This window comes from Microbacterium sp. (assembly GCF_036823965.1).
GTDB lineage: Bacteria > Actinomycetota > Actinomycetes > Actinomycetales > Microbacteriaceae > Microbacterium.
Genome location: NZ_DAITBE010000001.1, coordinates 663855 through 680054, shown reverse-complemented (window position 1 = coordinate 680054; position 16200 = coordinate 663855). Strand labels below are relative to the sequence as shown.

The following is a 16200-nucleotide window of genomic DNA, read 5'->3' as shown; positions in this document are numbered from 1 at the left end:
GCCCCTAGCCGAACAGCATCGCCCGCCCAGGCTGCTCGAGCACGTCGGCGACATCCTTCAGGAAGCGCGCGCCCTCCGCGCCGTCGACGAGCCGGTGGTCGAACGAGAGGCTGAGCGTCATCATCTCTCGGAGTGCGATCTCGCCGCGATACTCCCAGGGCTGTCGGCGGACGGCACCGACCGCGAGGATGCCGGACTGCCCCGGCGGGAGGATCGGCGTCCCTGCATCGACGCCGAAGACGCCGATGTTCGAGATCGAGAACGTCCCGCCGGCCAGCTCGGCAGGTGAGGTCTTCCCGGCGCGTGCGGTCTCGGCGAGCTCTTTGAGCGCGCTGCCGAGCTGGGTCAGCGAGAGCGCCTCGGCGTTGCGAATGTTCGGCACGATGAGCCCGCGGTCGGTCGCGGCGGCGATGCCGAGATCGACGTACTCGAAGTGCACGATCTCGCCGGCCTGCTCATCCCAGTGGGCGTTCAGCCCCGGGGTGCGCGACAGTGCGAGACAGACGACCTTCGCGATCACGGCGAGCGGACCGATCTTCTGGCCGGAGAGGGCGCGATCGTCCCGGAGGCTCGCGAGCAGGTCCATCGTCGCGGTCACGTCGACCGTCTGGAACACCGTGACGTGCGGCGCGGTGAAGGCGCTCTGCACCATCGCGGCGGCGGTGTGCTTGCGAACGCCGCGGATCGGGATCCGCGTCTCCCGCCGGCCGGTGCCATCAGTCGTCGGAGCGAACATCGGGAGGGTGTCCGCCGTCGCCGGTGCGCCGCCGCCCGCGGGATCAGCATGGCCGGTCGCTCCGACGCGCTCGGCATATGCGTCGACATCCTGCCGAGTGATGACCCTGTCCTCGATCTCTGCGGCGACCAGCACGAGGTCGATCCCGAGGCGCTTGGCATGCGCGCGCACCGGTGGCGTCGAGCGCGGGCGCTCGACGACGCGCTCCACCGTCGCAGAGGGCGCGGCATCGTGGGGTGCTGCCTCGAGCACGGCGGTGTCCGCGGCGGTTCGAGCCACGCCGGCCCGGCGGGCCCGGCGAGCGGGGCGACCGCTGCTCGCCGGAGCGGCGCCGTACCCCACCAGGTTCGGCTGCGCCTTCTCCGCCTGCGCCCCGGCATCCTGCTCTGGAGCAGTCTCCTCGTCGCCCTCCACGTCGAACGCGATGAGCGGAGCGCCGACTGCCACCGTCTCCCCCGCCTCCGCGTGCAGGATCGTGACCGTGCCTGCATAGGGCGACGGCAGTTCGACGACCGCCTTGGCGGTCTCGACCTCGGCGAGCGTCTGGTTCAGCGCCACGGTGTCGCCTGGTGCGACCAGCCATTGGACGACCTCTGCCTCGGCGAGTCCTTCGCCGAGGTCCGGCAGTCGGAACTCCGCGATCATGCGCCTGCCCCCGTCAAGCTGTTGGGGCGGTCGAGGACCCGATCGACCGCATCGAGCAGGCGGTCGAGATCTGGTAGATGATACTTCTCGAGCTTCGCCGGCGGATAGGGGATGTCGTGCCCTGTCACGCGCAGCGGCGCGGACTCCAGATACTCGAAGCACCGCTCGGTGATGCTGGCGATCACCTCGGCTGCGACGCCCGCCTCTCGCGAGGCTTCGTGGGCCACGACGACACGGCCGGTCTTGCGGACGGATGCCGCGACGGAGTCGTAGTCCACCGGCGACAACGATCGCAGATCGATCACCTCGATCGAGACGCCGTCATCCTCTGCTGCCTCTGCCGCCTGCAGCGCGGTGTCGACCATCGCACCGTACGTGATCAGCGTGACATCCGCGCCGGTGCGGACCACCTCGGCGAGCCCCATCGGCTGCGCGTCCGCGAGCGGTGCCTCCAGATCGACCTCGCCCTTGTGGTGGTACAGCCGCTTCGGCTCGAAGAACACGACAGGGTCGTCGGAGGCGATCGCCTGACGGAGGCTGCGGTACGCGTCCGCCGGGTTCGACACCGCGATGACCCGGAGTCCAGCGGTGTGCACGAAGTAGGCCTCCGGCGACTCGGAGTGGTGCTCTGCTGCACCGATACCGCCGGCCCAGGGGATGCGGATCGTGATCGGCATCTTCACCCGCCCCTGCGTGCGGTAGTGCAGCTTCGCGACCTGCGCGACGATCTGATCGAACGCCGGATAGACGAAGCCGTCGAACTGGATCTCGACGACCGGACGGTAGCCGCGGAAGGCGAGGCCGACCGCCATGCCGACGATGCCCGACTCTGCGAGCGGCGTGTCGATCACGCGCTGCGCGCCGAACTCGTCGAGCAGCCCGTCGGTGATGCGGAACACTCCGCCGAGCTTGCCGATGTCCTCGCCGAGGAGCACGACCCTGTCATCGTCCAGCATCGCCTGGCGCAGGCCGGCGCCGAGCGCCTTGCCGAGGGGCATCTCCGTCATCGTCAGACCTCGCTCTCGAACGATGCGAGGTACGCGGCGTACTCGTCACGCTGACGCTCGAGGCCGGTGTGCGGCTCGGCGTAGACGCCGTCGAACACCGCGAGCGGCGGACGCGTCACCATGCCGAGGCAGGCAGCGCGCATCTCCTTCGCGACCTGGTCGGCAGCGGCCTGCGTCTCGGCGAGGTGCTGCGCATCGAGCTCGCCGGCCGCTCGCAGGTGCGCCTCGAGCCGCAGGATCGGGTCGCGCCGCCGCCAGGACTCGAGCTCGTCCTCATCGCGGTACCGCGTGGGGTCGTCGGCGGTCGTGTGCGGTCCCATGCGGTACGTCACGGCCTCGATGTAGGCGGGGCCCCTGCCGGAGCGCGCGTGCTCGAGCGCCCACCGCATCCCAGCAAGGCACGCGAGCACGTCGTTGCCGTCGACGCGAAGACTCGGGATGCCGAAGCCGGGAGCGCGTCCGGCGATCGGGTACTGCGACTGCACCGCGACCGGCTCGGAGATCGCCCAGTGGTTGTTCTGGCACACGAAGACGACCGGCGCTCCATAGGAGGCCGCGAAGATCATCGCCTCGTTGACGTCGCCCTGGCTGGTCGCGCCGTCGCCGAAGTAGGTGACAGCGACTTCGTCGGCCGCGTCGTGCTGGATGCCGAGCGCGTAGCCGACGGCGTGCAGCGTCTGGGCTCCGATGATGATCTGGAGCGGTGCAACCCGCAGGGCGGCCGGATCGTAGGCGGCGCCCTCCTCGCCGCGCCACATGCGCACGTAGTCGCCGGGCCGCGCGCCGCGGGCGTAGATCACGCCGGTCTCCCGGTAGCTGGGGAAGACGTAGTCGCGCGTCTCGAGCGCGCGGGCGGTGCCGATCTGCGTCGCCTCCTGGCCCTGGCACGGCGCCCACAGGCCGAGCTGGCCCTGACGCTGCAGAGCGACGCCTTCCGCGTCGATGCGACGGAGGATCACCATGTCGCGGTGGAGCGCACGCAGCTGCGCGGCGTCGACATCGGCGACGAAGGGGTCGAGTCGGGGGTTCGCGATCCGGGTGCCGTCTGGTGTCAGAAGCCGTTCGGACAGCTCCAGATCCTGCTCGGTGTCAGCGATGGGCGTGATCTGCGGTGACATCATCGTCCTCCAAGTCCCGGCGGCCCTCGTGGGGCTGTGCGTGACGCACGCGGCGTCATCGCCGGCCTGGTCCGAGCGTACGTCCGCTGAACACGACGCTCAAGCAATGGATGAGGGCTTGAGCATGTTGCTCACTTTTGGGCCATCCGACCCTGCTATGGTTTGGCACTATGTCTGGATTGGACCGTATCGATCTCGAGCTCCTCGCGGCGTTGGCCGACGATCCTCGCACCACCATCGTGTCGCTCGCCGAGAACCTCGGGCTGTCGCGCAACACGATCCAGGCGCGGATGGCACGCCTGGAGCAGACCGGCATCTTCCTGTCGTACGAACGCTCGTTCGCGCCGGAGGTGCTCGGGTTCCCTCTGCAGGCCTTCGTGAGCATCGGCGTCCGGCAGACCGAGCTGCCGCGGATCATCAATGAACTCGCCCGGATCCCCGAGGTGGTGCAGGCGCACGGCCTCAGCGGTTCGATCGATCTGCTCGCCAGGGTCGCCTGCCGCGACGCGCGTCACCTGTTCGACACGGACGCGCGCATCCTCTCGATCGAGGGCGTGGAACGGACCGAGACGTCGCTCGCGATGGGCGAGGTCATCCCGTTCCGCGTGGCCGGGCTCATCGGCCTCGCTCGACGGGAATCCTGAGGAAGCGCCTGATCGCCCCTGCGGCCTCCGCCGGGGTCTCGTAGTGGATGAGGTGCCCGACGTGGGCGATCTCCACGAGCGTCGCGTCGTCGAACCGGGTCGCGAGCGTGCGCTCGGCCTCGATCGGTGTGATGTCGTCGCGTTCGGCCGCGATCAGGAGCGTCGGCACGTGGATGTCGTCCGCGAACTCCCTGACGTCGTGGGAGACGCTGGCGACGAAGGCGTCACGGAGCACATCCCGGTCCGAGAACAGCGAGAAGTAGGTGTCGTGCTGGTCGTGGATGAAGCGGCGGAGCGGAGCATCCCTCGTCTTCGCCATCGTGATGCTCATCACGCGCACGATCACCCGGTTGCGCAGCAGCGCGGTGCCCAGGCGTTCGGGGAGGCGCGCGCCGAGCGCGTAGTACAGCACCGCGAGCCGCGTCATCACGCCCTTCGGACCCTCGAGCGCGGGGGCACCGATCGGGTTCACGAGGATCAGCCTCGGCGTCTCCAGTCCACCGGCGACGGCGGCAGAGGTCACGATCGAGCCGAAGGAGTGGCCGAGGATGACCGCGCCTGGCGCGACGGCACCGGCGAACTCCGTGAGCCAGTCCGCATAGGCAGCCAGGTCGTGTGCACGGCCGGGCAGCGGCTCGGTCTCGCCGAACCCCGGAAGATCGGGCGCGATCACGCGTGCCTCCGGCAGGAACGCGAGCACCGGTTCGAGGCCGTGGTGGTCGCCGCGGAAGCCGTGCACCGCGATGACCGTGGTCTCGGCATCCTCCGGTCCGTACACCCAGTAGGCCGTGGTTCCGCCGCCGACCTCGACGTCGTCGCGCCTGACCGGCAGTCGACTCAGGCGTTCGGCATAGGGAGAGGGAACCGTCATGCTCCGAGTCTACGGAGTCGCCGTGCGCCTTCCTGGGGATGTCGGGGGTCCGACCTAGCGTGAGGGCATGCCACCAGCACCTGCACTCCCCGACTGGCTGACCCGCGTCGGAGTCTTCGACCTCGAGACGACCGGGGTCGATGTGACGATCGATCGAATCGTCACCGCCCATGTCGGGGTGCTGGACGCATCAGGTCGGCAGATCGCCGCCCGTTCCTGGATGGCGGATCCCGGCGTGCCGATCCCGGAGGGCGCGACGGCCGTGCATGGAATCACGACATCGTATGCGCGAGCGCACGGCAGGCCGGCGAGGGAAGTCGTGGCCGATGTGACCGGCGCACTCCGCTCGCTGCTCTCACAGGGCGTTCCGATCGTCGCGTACAACGCCGCCTACGACTTCTCGCTGCTCACGCATGAGGCCCACCGACACGGCATCGCGCCGCTGGTCGACCCCTCCCCGATCATCGACCCGCTCGTGATCGACAAGGCGTACGACCGGTACCGGCGCGGCAAGCGCACACTGGAGGTCGTGGCTGCGCACTACGCGGTGCCGCTCGAAGGAGCGCATGAGGCGGCCGCAGATGCGATCGCAGCCGGCCGCGTCGCCCAGGCACTCGCTCGACAGTTCGAGCTGCCGGCGTCGCTGGTCGAACTGCACACGCGACAGATCGGCTGGGCGCGGTCGCAGGCCGAGAGCCTCACCGAGTACTTCGTGAGCGTGGGACGACTCGACCCAGATGACACTCTCGACGGCACCTGGCCGGTACGGATCCCGCAGACCGGTCGCGGGGCCTGACACCGGGAACCCGCACGTCGAGTCAGTCGTCGGCATCCGGTCGCAGATTCCTCGCAGCCGCGACCTCGTGGCGCTCGCGCTTCGCCTTCTGCGGCAGCGTCACGGTATCGCGCAACGCGAGACGTGGCTTGTGCTCAGCGGGTTCGTCGCCCTTCAGCTCCCGCGCGCGCTCGACAGCGGCGTCGAACTCGACCCCGCCCAGCAGCGCCATGTTCGCGATCCACAGCCAGAGCAGGAAGACGATGACGCCCGCGAGCGAGCCGTAGATCCGCTCGTAGTTCGCGACGTTCGAGGTGTAGAGGCTGAACAGGAGACTGGCGATCAGGAGCGCAGCGAGCGTGGAGGTTGCGCCGAACGTCATCCATCGGAATCGCGGATGCCGCACGTTCGACGAGAAGTACGACAGGCAGGCCAGCGCGAGCACGACCGCGAACACGAGCAGGGGCCAGCGCACGATGCGCCAGGTGATGAGCACCGCATCTCCCCACCCGAGCTGGTCGTCGATCGCCTGCAGCACCCGGTCGGAGACGCCGACCACGACCACGGCGATGATCGCCGCGACGAGCAGCGCGAGTGCGATGGCCAGATGCGTCACCCGCATCTTCCAGAGCCGTCGCCCCTCGTCGGCGCGGTAGACGAGGTTCATCGCACGGCTGAACGCTGCCACGTATCGACTGCCGCTCCAGAGGGTGAGGGCGATGCCGCCGAGCAGGGCGATCCAGGCGATCGATGACGATGCCAGCTCGTCGATGACGTCCATCACGACGTCGGCGGCTCGTTCCGACGCGAGCGTCGACACGAGTCCGACGACGAGACGCAGCAGCTCGGAGTCGGTGCCGAGCAGGCTCACGAGCGAGACCACGACCATGACCGCAGGGATCAGTGTGAGGATCGCATAGAACGTGAGCCCGGCGGCCTTGTCAGGGCATTGGTCCGTGACGAAGCGACGGACGACGGACCGAGCGACGAACCTCCACGACTCGGCGTCGAGGTCGGTGACCGTCTTCCGTGCCATGTCAGCACCCTGCCTTCTGTTCGTGGACCCCGCAGATCATCCTCCCCTGTTTCGAGCCGCGCGCTCGACACGGAGCGGTCGACGCGCCTTCGGATGCGGAATGTCCGCGGCTACCGGTATCCTGCTGCGGCGCCCGTCAGCTGGGCAGTGGGAAAGGACCGCCAGTGCGTTTCAGTTCACGCGACGTCACCCGGGTCGAGACGACGTGGAAGGACTATGTGCCGTCCGCCGTGCTTCGACGGGTCGATCCGAGTCGGTTCCGGTTCGACTGGCACTCCGAGACGCTGGCAGGAGCGAGCCTGGTGCACTACGGACTCGCGGCGGAGATCCGATCCTCCGCCGAGCCGGAGGATCAGCTGCTCGCCTGTCGTGTCGAGGCTCCAGACGCCAGCGTGTGGTCAGGGCGCGATGACCTCGACCCGAGCGAGCCGTGGTTCACCGATGGCGCGCAGGTGAACGCTCGGTGGGATCACGACGCCGATGTTCGGGCTCTCGTGTTCGATCGTGCGGCAGTCCAGGCCTTCGCGCGACAGGTCACCGGAGACGATCGGATGGTCATGCGCGTGCAGAGCCTGCGTCCTCGCAGCGCAGCGGCAGCGGCCCAGTGGGAGCGTTCGTTCGGCTACCTGGAGCAGAGCGCCGCCGACCTGGGGGACGCGGATGCGCTGCTGCGGGCAGAGCTCGGTCGTCATGCGCTGGCGATGACGCTCAGCACGTTCGCCACCACACTGCACAGTGACGTCGAGCGGCCGGTGCAGACCGGACCGGCACCCGCCGCGGTCAGACGAGCGCTCGCCTACATCAGCGAGAACGCACATCGCGCGATCACGGTCGACGATGTCGCGGCAGCCGTGCACATGTCCACCCGGGGGCTGCAATATGCGTTCCGCCGCTCATTGGACGCGACACCGGCCGAGTCGCTTCGACGTGCGCGTCTGGAGGGGGCGCACCAAGAGCTCCGCGTCGACGTCCAGGACTCGGTCGCCACGATCGCCCGCCGCTGGGGCTTCGCGCATCCCTCCCGGTTCGCGGCCGCCTATCGCGCGGCCTACGGCGAGCACCCCTCACAGGCCCGCCGCCGCACGCGGTCATGACAGAACGCGCAATCTCTGTGCGCAGCGGCCGCGCGTCGCCCTCCGTGGTGCAGCACCCGCTCGCCGCGACCCTAGAGTGAGCCTGTGGGCAGTCTCTATTACGGCAACGACGATGAACCGATCCAGGTCGAGGATCGCGCTCTCGCGCACCTCAAGGTCGTGATCGCCACCAAACTTCGCCGGAACGAGAGCTTCACCCTCTCCTGGCGACACCTCGACGCCGACGCAGCAGGGCGGTCGACCATCTGGCTGCATCCGTCGATTCCGCTGCGATTCGTGTTCCAGGAATCCGAGACTCCCGAGCTCAGCCGTTCGTGGATCGAGGCGCTCGCGCACTCCGCCAACTCCAGTGGCGGAATCACCCTGATCGAGGAGCACCTCGAGGTCTCCCCCGAGTGATCCCACTCACTCAGACGTAGATGCCCCGGTCTTCCATGAAGCTCACCGGGTTCGTGTAGCGGCCGTTGATGTAGACCTCGAAGTGCAGATGGCAGCCGAACGAACGCCCGGTGTCACCTGCGTAGGCGATGACCTGGCCGGAGCTGACCCACTGGCCGTTGCGCACCGCGATGCCGCCGGGTTTGATGTGCGCGTATCCCGTGCTGACTCCGCCGCCGTGCTGGATGCGGATGTAATTGCCGTAGTTCCCGTTCCCGCCGGCGTAGTCGACCGTGCCGGAGTTCGCTGCATAGATCGGCGAACCGCACCCGTTGGCGAGATCCGCCCCGTAGTGGAAGCTCGACGAGCAGCCCTGTGAACCGCAGATCGGCGTGCGGGGACCGTAGCTCGAGCTGCGCGCGCCGCCGTGCGGGCGCACCCAGCCGCCGGTTCCGGGGTTCCCGCCCCCGCCGCCGCCTGCCGCGGCCGCCGCCGCCTCGGCGTCGCGTCGAGCCTTCTCCTCCGCGGCGCGCGCCGCGACACCTGCCTCGTAGCCGGCGACGGTCTGAGTGGTGGTGTCCTTCAGCGCCGCGAGCTGCGCCTGCATGGTCTCGAGATTCGCGGCCTGCTCATCGAGCGCGGCCTGCGCCGCATCGGCCGCCTGCTGCGCCACGACCATCTTCTGCTCCGCCACCTGCTGCAGGCGGTCACGCTCATCCCGCGCGACCGCGGCTTGATCCGTGAGCGACTGCGCGGTGTTGCGCGCCGCGACCGCCGTGTCGTAGACGGACTGGTTGTATTCGAGGAACTTGTCCATCGTCCCCAGGCGCGACAGGAGGTCGTCCGCGTTGTCCGCGGAGCCCGCGAACAGCAGCTTGAGCGACGTGTCGTCACCCCCGTTGCGATAGATCTGAGAGGCGACCTGGCCGGCCTTGCGGGCCGAAGCGTCGGCGATCCCGGTCTGCTCATCGGCCCGCGCCTGGAGCTCATCGGCCTTGGTGATCGCGGCGAAGAAGGCCTGCTGCGCGACGTAGAACTCGTTCGATGCCACTTCGGCCGCGGCCTGGGTCTCTGCGACCTTCTGCGTCAGGGACTGGATGAGCCCCTCGATACGAGTGACCTCGGCGGCCTTGGCCGCTTCATTGTTCTTGGCGCGCTGCACGTCGTCCCAGCTGGGGTACGAGGCGGCGTAGGCGACGGAGACACCGGAGCCGACACCGAAGGCGGCGAGAGCGGCGACACCGATGACGCCCAGCCCGAACGCACCGCGACGACTGACCTTCAGCTTCCAGAACGAGTCGCGCTCGTCCTGAGTCGGAGCGCACCCGCAGTCCTCGGATGCCGCAACCGCTGCATCCTTCGCGATCTGATCGTTCACACGGCCCCTTCGATGGTTCTGCGGATGCCGCGGCTCGACGCCCCAACATTCCTGCGGGAGCTGTCATCGCCAGCGGACACTTGCGGACCCATCGTCCCCCGGAACCGCAGCTGAATCGCCGCGGCTCGCCCTCGACCCTCGAAATCCGGCGAGCTCACGGCGATCGAGGACGGACGGAGAACGAATGGTAGGGCGGGTGGGACTTGAACCCACGATCGTCGGGTTATGAGCCCGCTGCCTTGACCAGCTTGGCCACCGCCCCCTGTGCTCCCAGCCTAGCGGGGAGAGGGCGTCAGACCGATGTCGCAGCGGAGTGCGTCCGCTGGTGTCCGAGGTAGATGTCGGCGTTGGCGATGAGTCCGGCTCGCTCCGAGTCATCGAGCGATCGGCGCACCTTCGCCGGCACCCCGGCCACGAGCGAGCCGTCCGGGATCAGGGTGCCGCCGAGCACGACCGCTCCCCCGGCGATCAGGCACCCAGCGCCGATCTCGGCGCCGCTCAGGATGACGGCGCCCATGCCGATCAATGAGCCGTCCCCGATCGTGCAGCCGTGCACGACGGCATTGTGCCCGATCGACACCTTCGAACCGATCACGACGGGGTGGCCGTCGTCGACGTGGACCGAGACGTTGTCCTGCACGTTGCTGTCGGCGCCGATCGTGATCGTGGCGGAATCCGCACGCAGCACGGCGTTGTACCAGACGCTGGATCCGGGTTCGAGGACCACCCCGCCGATCAGTCTGGCGCCGTCTGCGACGAACGATTCGTCGGCGATGCTCGGGGTCGCGTGCGGCAGGGCGAGGACGGATGCTCCCGGTGCGATGCTCATACGGCGAGCCTACCCTCAGAACCCCGAGATTCCGCGGAAAAACGGGGCGGTAAGTGGAGCCTCAGCTTGCTTGCGGAATGTCTGAAGCTGAGTAGCGTTGTGTTCAAGACATACGAATTGGCACCCTGGAGGAGCACATCATGAGCAAGGTACAGACCGTTTCCACCACCGCCAGCGACCCGACCGTGGCCGCGGCCGCAGCGCAGTTCCTCTCGCCCGTCGTCCTCGGGCTCGAGGCCCTCACGGTCAACGGCAAGCAGGCCCACTGGCACGTCCGCGGCGCCAACTTCATCGGCGTCCACGAGCTCCTCGACACCATCGTCGCCCACGCGGGTGACTTCGCAGACACCGCTGCAGAGCGCATCGTCGCTCTCGGCCTCCCGATCGACGCTCGCCTGAGCACGGTCGCCGCGAAGGCCGGCACCAGCGCCGTGCCCGCCGGCTTCACGCAGTCGGATGAGCTCGTCCGCGCCGTCATCTCCGACATCGACGCGATCCTGGTCGACGTGAAGGCAGCGATCGACGGACTCGACGAGGTCGATCTGACCAGCCAGGACGTCGCGATCGAGATCATGCGCGGACTCGAGAAGGACCGCTGGTTCCTCGTCGCGCACATCGCCGCATAACGACGCACCGCAGCAGAAGGGCCCCGGGATTCGTCCCGGGGCCCTTCGTCGTGTTCGGCAGTTCGCGGTCAGGAGGTGTGCGTGATCCGTCCGGCCAGCACCGTGGCCTCGACCGGCATCGCCCGCAGCTGCTCCCCCGTCGCGGTCTGCGGATCCGCTCCGCACACCACGATGTCCGCGACCTCGCCAGGTCGCAGCGACGACCGGATGCTCGCTGCCAACGCGTCATCGATGCGCAGCCGCTCTTCGGGATGCCATGGCTCTCGTTCGTCGTCGGTCCGTGAGACGGCCGCGGCGATCGCCTGCCACGGATCGAGAGGCGCGACCGGGGCATCAGAGCCGAACCGGATCTCCACGCCGGCGTCGCGCAGCGAGGCGAGCGGGTACCCGATCGACGTCTGGTCGCCCCAGAGCCTGCTCACCAGGTCTCGGTCGTCGAGCGCGTGCTGCGGCTGCACGCTGGCGATCGCGCCGAGGCGCGCGAACCGGGCGAGATCCGCGTGCCGTACGAGCTGGGCATGCTCGATCGTGCCGGTGGCTCCCGTGAGGGTGATCGCGTCGAGCGCAGCGGTCGTGGCGCGGTCGCCGATCGCGTGCAGCGCGACGCCGAGGCCGGCGCCGGTCGCAGTGAGCAGCAGGTCGAAGAGCTCGTCCGGTTGCACGTTGAGGAGGCCGTGGTTGTGCGGATCATCCGGGTAGGCGTGGGAGCACGCTGCGGTTCGGGTCCCGAGCGAGCCGTCGGTGATCACCTTGAGCGGGCCGACGCGGATGAGCCCCAGGGCGGTATCGGGTGCATCGGGGACCTCGCAGAGTTCCCCGGTGCGCAGCCCTGCGGCGATCGCCCGCTGCAGGTCGGCGGGATAGACCGCGAACTCCACTCGGTGCGCCGCGAAGCCATCCGCGACGCGGCGCGGCCAGGCGTCCGCGTTCCACGCCATGTCGAAATCGACGAGCCCCGTCACACCCCGCGTCGCGGCACGCTCCCCCGCCGTTCGGACAGCGCGGTCCCCGTGCTCCGGGTCCACCGCGTTGAGACGACGCGAGATCTCGAATGCGTCCTCTTCGCGGAGCATGCCGTCCACGCTGGCGAATCCCTCCCGACGCAGCGCCGCGCTGTTCAGCCAGACGCTGTGCACGTCGGCGTTGATCAGGTAGGTCGGGATGCTCCCGGTCGCCCGATCGAGCACCTCGAGCGACGGCGAATCCAGCCACAGCGCGTCCCGGAAACCGCTCCCGATCCGCCGGCCGTCCGGCAGGGGGGCGACTCGCGCCATGTGCGCCGCAGCCTCGGCGGCGGACGTCATGGCGTCCAGCGGCTCGCGCTCGGACGACAGCGCCCACTGCACGGTGTGCACGTGGTTGTCCCACAGCCCCGGGATCGCCCAGGCGCCCTCGGCATCCACCACCTCGCCGACCGCGCGGAGCGCTCCGGTCGGGGCGATGTCGACGATGATCCCGTCTGCGATCTGGATGTCGACCGGCTCGTCGTCGATCAGGAACTCCCGGCCGGGTCCCGCGATGCGCACGGCCCTGACCATCGACACCGAGCCACCGCTCGCGGTCACGAGGCGCCCTTCGTGCCGGCCGCGCTCGTGCGGGCATCCTGGGCGCGGCGCATCTCCGATGCGAGAGCCGGATTGGCGTAGGGGCCGTCGCCGTCGAGTTCGCCGATCACGGTCTCGATCGTCTCCGCCGGCTTGTTCTGACTGAGCTTCCGCTTCGCGACGACCCGGGTCGGCGTCAGCCGGAAGCCCACGGTGCCCGCCGCAAGCCGTTGCACGAAGGCCGGATCGTTCGGGCGCTCCCACATGCCCCGCGGATCCGGCATCCGTCCCTCGAAACGGTCGACCAGTCGGTCGAGCACCTGGAGGTTCTCCTCGGCGCTCAGGATCTCCGGCACACCCGCGAGATGCACCGCGGTGTAGTTCCAGGTGGGGACAGCCTGCACGTCGCCGTACCAGCCTGGCGAGATGTAGCCGTGCGGGCCCTGGAAGGCGACGAGCAGCTCACGCTCTCCCAACCCGTGGATCAGGTCGTCCGGCCGTCCGACATGCGCGACGATGGTGAGGTCGTCGCGGTCATCGTCGAGCAGCACCGCGTAGTGCGAGGCGACGAGTCCTTCGGTGCCGTCACTCACGATCGTGGCCCACGGATTCGCCTCGATCACGCGGCGGATCTCCGCGATGTCGGCGAGCGTGAAACTGGGGTTCTGGCGCATCCTCCCAGCCTAGAACGCGTGCACCCCGACCGGCGTGCACTGACCGCTCACGCCTGGCAGCGAGGGCACCAGTAGAGCTTGCGGGCGCCGATCTCCTCGAGGGCGATCTCCGTGCCGCAGACACGGCACGGCAGCCCTGCGCGGTGGTACACCCAGTGGCGATCGTCACGGCTGGCCATGGCTGCGCGGTACTGCTCCGACGACAGATCGTCCATGGTCATCATCTGCCCGGTCTCGACGCCGATCGCGAGGAGCCGCACCCAGTCCCGCCAGAGCTCGCGGACGATCTCCTCCGGCACATCGCGTCCTGGCGTGTGCGGGTTCAGGCGCTGGCGGAACAGCATCTCGGCCCGGTAGACGTTCCCGATCCCGCTGACGACAGCCTGGTCCATCAGCAGGAGCGCGATCACGGTCGGCTTCTTGCGCACGGCGCTGACGAAGCGCTCCTCGTTCTCGACCGGATCGCCGACCAGCGGGTCGGGCCCGAGACGCGCGACGGTCGCGAGCATCTCCTCCGGCGTCTGCAGCACGCAGGCGGTGGGGCCGCGGAGGTCAGCGGCGGTGATGTCCGTGAGGAGTCGGAGGCGCACCTGGCCGACGATCGGCGGCGGCCACTCGTCATCCTCCGGCGCGAGTCCTCTGGTCTGCTCGGACATGCGCACGTGCACACGCGTACGACGCGGCGCTCCGATGGAGGCGAGGGAGTTCTCGCCCGCGTCGTCGAGGATCGCGTCATCGACCAGATCGGTGCCGCGCTGATTCGTCTGGCCCATCCGGCCGTTCGCCGAGGCGATCGTGGGGTCGACGAGGATCTCGCCGGCGAAGTCCCATGCCCCGTAGAGACCGAGGTGCACGCGGAGCCACAGGTCGCCCTCGGTCTCGAGGAACATCTGCTTGCCGACGGCCTGCACGCTGACTGCCGTGCGGCCGTCGAGCTCGCCCGCTCCCTCGGCGAAACGTCCCTGGGGACTCGACGCACTGAGCGTCTTGCCGACGAAGTTGCGATCGAACTGTCGGGCGATGCGATGGACGGAGTGGCCCTCTGGCATCTCAGGCCCTCGGATCCGGGAGCAGCGAGCCGTCGCGCTCGAAGTCGGCGATCTGGGCGATCCGGCGCGCATGACGCTCTTCACCGGAGAACGGCGTGGCGATGAAGCGATCGATCAGTGCCGTGACCTCGTCGAAGGTGTGCTGGCGGGCGCCGATGGCGATGACGTTGGCGTCGTTGTGCTCTCGGGCGAGTTCGGCGGTCGACAGGTTCCAGACCAGAGCGGCACGGATCCCCTCGACTTTGTTGGCCGCGATCTGTTCGCCGTTGCCCGAGCCTCCGAACACGATGCCGAGGGTCTCGACGCCGGCCGCCTGATCGCGAACGACCGCTTGCGCTGCACGGATGCAGAACGCGGGATAGTCGTCCACCGCGTCGTACACGATCGGTCCGTGGTCGACGACCTCGTGCCCTGCGGCGCGGAGGTGATCCTGCAGCTGGGTGGAGAAGTCGAGACCGGCGTGATCGGTGGCGATGTGGATGCGCATGGCATCCATCCTAGAAGCGGCGGACCTCAGCGCGACGTCAGGGCGCGATGCCGGACGCTGCGGGCTTGAACCCTGCGCGGACGTTCTCGCAGCAGCCGGGGCGGCAGACGTCGAAGGCTCCGGGAAGATCGGTGACGTGCGGACGCTCGGAGTTCGGACGACCCTGCAGGCGCTCCTCGATCAGGTCGACGATGCCGGCGACGAAGGTCGGGGAGACTCCGGGGGTCGGTGTGCGGGTGAAGGCCAGTCCGGCCTCCTCCGCGGCTTCGGCCGCCTCGGTGTCGAGGTCCCAGAGCACTTCCATGTGGTCGCTCATGAACCCGACGGGGACGACAGCCACTGCCTTGCGTCCCTTGGCCGGGAGCTCGCCGATGACGTCGCAGACATCCGGTTCCAGCCACGGCTGCGAGGCGGGGCCGGAGCGCGACTGGTAGACCAGCTGCCACGCGACGTCCTCGGTTCCCGGCACCGTCTGACGAACGCGGTCCATGACCCAGGCGGCCACGGCCAGGTGCTGGGCAGCGTACGCGCCGCCCTCGCCCCAGTCGATGTCGCGGGCGCCGGAGCGCTCGGCGTCGGCGGTCGGGATGCTGTGGGTCGAGAAGAGGATCTCGATGTCGGCCGCTGCGATGCCGGCTGCGAGGAATGCCTCCACCGCCTCGCGCACGCCGGTCTCGAAGGCGTCGACGAAGCCGGGGTGGTCGTAGAACGGGCGGATCTTGTCGATCGTGACGGTGTCGCCGAGCTTCGTGTCCTCGAGCACGCGAGCGAAGTCCTCGCGGTACTGCCGGCAGCTGGAGAAGGAGCTGTAGGCGCTCGTCGCGAAGGCGAGCAGCGTGGTGTTGCCGTCGTCGGCGGCGGTCGTGACGACCTCCTCCAGGTACGGACTCCAGTTGCGATTGCCCCAGTAGACGGGGAGATCGATGCCACGACGGCGCAGTTCGTCCTCCAGCGCCGTCTTGAGGACGCGGTTCTGGCCGTTGATCGGGCTCACGCCGCCGAAGTGACGGTAGTGGTGCGCGACCTCCTCCAGACGTTCGTCCGGGATGCCGCGACCCCGCGTCACATTGCGGAGGAACGGGATGACGTCCTCCTGGCCCTCCGGTCCGCCGAATCCGGCGAGCAGGATGCCGTCGTAGGCGACCGGGGTCGTCACGTAGGGCTCGCCGCTCGCGGCGGCTGCAGAGGCGAAGGGGACGATGTTCGGGTCGATCGCGGTCACCTCCCTATCCTTTCACCTCCAGGAAGTGAAGGGGCACGTCCGGCTGGCGTAGGCTGTCATGGTTGCCGTCGGCGCCAACTGCGCCAA

The 16200-nt window shown here is 69.0% G+C and carries 17 protein-coding genes and 1 tRNA gene; 5 read left to right on the top strand and 13 right to left on the bottom strand.

Going from position 1 to position 16200, the window contains the following annotated elements; genetic code table 11:
* Positions 1-4: 4 nt before the first annotated feature.
* The 3 genes from V7Z82_RS03315 to pdhA are packed head-to-tail and all read right to left on the bottom strand — an operon-like array spanning position 5 to position 3506.
* Positions 5-1381 carry a dihydrolipoamide acetyltransferase family protein gene (locus V7Z82_RS03315; RefSeq protein WP_334147944.1) on the bottom strand — a complete coding sequence of 459 codons (1377 nt, stop codon included), beginning with the start codon at positions 1379-1381 and terminating at the stop codon, positions 5-7.
* Positions 1378-2388 (bottom strand): alpha-ketoacid dehydrogenase subunit beta, encoded by a 1011-nt coding sequence (locus tag V7Z82_RS03310; protein ID WP_334147943.1) that lies wholly within the window; start codon positions 2386-2388, stop codon positions 1378-1380. Before V7Z82_RS03310 ends, V7Z82_RS03315 begins: the two co-directional genes overlap by 4 nt.
* A gap of 2 nt (positions 2389-2390) precedes the next feature.
* Positions 2391-3506, bottom strand: a complete 1116-nt coding sequence (gene pdhA, locus V7Z82_RS03305) for a pyruvate dehydrogenase (acetyl-transferring) E1 component subunit alpha (RefSeq protein ID WP_334148331.1) — start codon at positions 3504-3506, stop codon at positions 2391-2393.
* Between the two features lie 170 nt (positions 3507-3676).
* Between pdhA and V7Z82_RS03300 the strand changes: the two genes are divergently transcribed.
* Positions 3677-4150, top strand: a complete 474-nt coding sequence (locus V7Z82_RS03300) for an Lrp/AsnC family transcriptional regulator (protein WP_045280329.1) — start codon at positions 3677-3679, stop codon at positions 4148-4150.
* On the opposite strand, the gene V7Z82_RS03295 is transcribed toward V7Z82_RS03300, so the two are convergent.
* Positions 4122-5021, bottom strand: coding sequence for an alpha/beta fold hydrolase (locus V7Z82_RS03295; protein ID WP_334147941.1), 900 nt, complete (start codon positions 5019-5021; stop codon positions 4122-4124). The genes V7Z82_RS03300 and V7Z82_RS03295 overlap by 29 nt on opposite strands.
* Before the next feature lie 67 nt (positions 5022-5088).
* On the opposite strand from V7Z82_RS03295, the gene V7Z82_RS03290 reads away from it, so the two are divergent.
* Positions 5089-5817 (top strand): exonuclease domain-containing protein, encoded by a 729-nt coding sequence (locus V7Z82_RS03290; protein WP_334147939.1) that lies wholly within the window; start codon positions 5089-5091, stop codon positions 5815-5817.
* A 22-nt stretch (positions 5818-5839) separates the two neighbouring features.
* Here the strand turns inward: V7Z82_RS03290 and V7Z82_RS03285 are convergent, their stop codons facing one another.
* Entirely contained in the window at positions 5840-6832 is a 993-nt protein-coding gene (locus V7Z82_RS03285) for a YihY/virulence factor BrkB family protein (RefSeq protein ID WP_334147937.1), read from the bottom strand.
* Positions 6833-6996: 164 nt separating this feature from the next.
* Here V7Z82_RS03285 and V7Z82_RS03280 point away from each other — a divergent pair, with 164 nt between their 5' ends.
* Both V7Z82_RS03280 and V7Z82_RS03275 read left to right on the top strand, forming a co-directional pair.
* A complete protein-coding gene (locus V7Z82_RS03280; protein ID WP_334147935.1) occupies positions 6997-7926 on the top strand; it encodes an AraC family transcriptional regulator in 930 nt (309 codons plus the stop codon).
* 84 nt (positions 7927-8010) lie between these two features.
* On the top strand, positions 8011-8325 hold the full coding sequence (locus tag V7Z82_RS03275; protein ID WP_334147931.1) for a DUF7882 family protein: 315 nt from the start codon (positions 8011-8013) through the stop codon (positions 8323-8325).
* Between the two features lie 10 nt (positions 8326-8335).
* Here V7Z82_RS03275 and V7Z82_RS03270 read toward each other — a convergent pair whose 3' ends face one another.
* The 3 genes from V7Z82_RS03270 to V7Z82_RS03260 form a co-directional block, all read right to left on the bottom strand.
* On the bottom strand, positions 8336-9682 hold the full coding sequence (locus tag V7Z82_RS03270) for a M23 family metallopeptidase (protein WP_334147929.1): 1347 nt from the start codon (positions 9680-9682) through the stop codon (positions 8336-8338).
* Positions 9683-9867: 185 nt separating this feature from the next.
* Positions 9868-9944 (bottom strand) — tRNA-Ile (locus V7Z82_RS03265).
* A 30-nt stretch (positions 9945-9974) separates the two neighbouring features.
* A complete protein-coding gene (locus V7Z82_RS03260; RefSeq protein ID WP_334147927.1) occupies positions 9975-10511 on the bottom strand; it encodes a gamma carbonic anhydrase family protein in 537 nt (178 codons plus the stop codon).
* Positions 10512-10651: 140 nt separating this feature from the next.
* Here V7Z82_RS03260 and V7Z82_RS03255 point away from each other — a divergent pair, with 140 nt between their 5' ends.
* Positions 10652-11137 (top strand): Dps family protein, encoded by a 486-nt coding sequence (locus V7Z82_RS03255; RefSeq protein ID WP_334147925.1) that lies wholly within the window; start codon positions 10652-10654, stop codon positions 11135-11137.
* A 68-nt stretch (positions 11138-11205) separates the two neighbouring features.
* Here V7Z82_RS03255 and V7Z82_RS03250 read toward each other — a convergent pair whose 3' ends face one another.
* From V7Z82_RS03250 to V7Z82_RS03230, 5 genes are read right to left on the bottom strand one after another with little or no spacing between them, the layout of a single operon-like run.
* Positions 11206-12675, bottom strand: coding sequence for an amidohydrolase (locus tag V7Z82_RS03250; protein ID WP_334148329.1), 1470 nt, complete (start codon positions 12673-12675; stop codon positions 11206-11208).
* Positions 12676-12698: 23 nt separating this feature from the next.
* The gene (locus V7Z82_RS03245) at positions 12699-13355 is read right to left on the bottom strand and encodes an FMN-binding negative transcriptional regulator (RefSeq protein ID WP_334147923.1); all 657 of its coding nucleotides are present in this window, start codon (positions 13353-13355) and stop codon (positions 12699-12701) included.
* A 47-nt stretch (positions 13356-13402) separates the two neighbouring features.
* Positions 13403-14404, bottom strand: a complete 1002-nt coding sequence (locus V7Z82_RS03240; protein WP_334147921.1) for an Fpg/Nei family DNA glycosylase — start codon at positions 14402-14404, stop codon at positions 13403-13405.
* A gap of 1 nt (position 14405) precedes the next feature.
* Positions 14406-14891, bottom strand: coding sequence for a ribose-5-phosphate isomerase (locus V7Z82_RS03235; RefSeq protein ID WP_334147919.1), 486 nt, complete (start codon positions 14889-14891; stop codon positions 14406-14408).
* A 37-nt stretch (positions 14892-14928) separates the two neighbouring features.
* A complete protein-coding gene (locus V7Z82_RS03230; protein ID WP_334147917.1) occupies positions 14929-16113 on the bottom strand; it encodes a ferrochelatase in 1185 nt (394 codons plus the stop codon).
* Positions 16114-16200 lie beyond the last annotated feature (87 nt).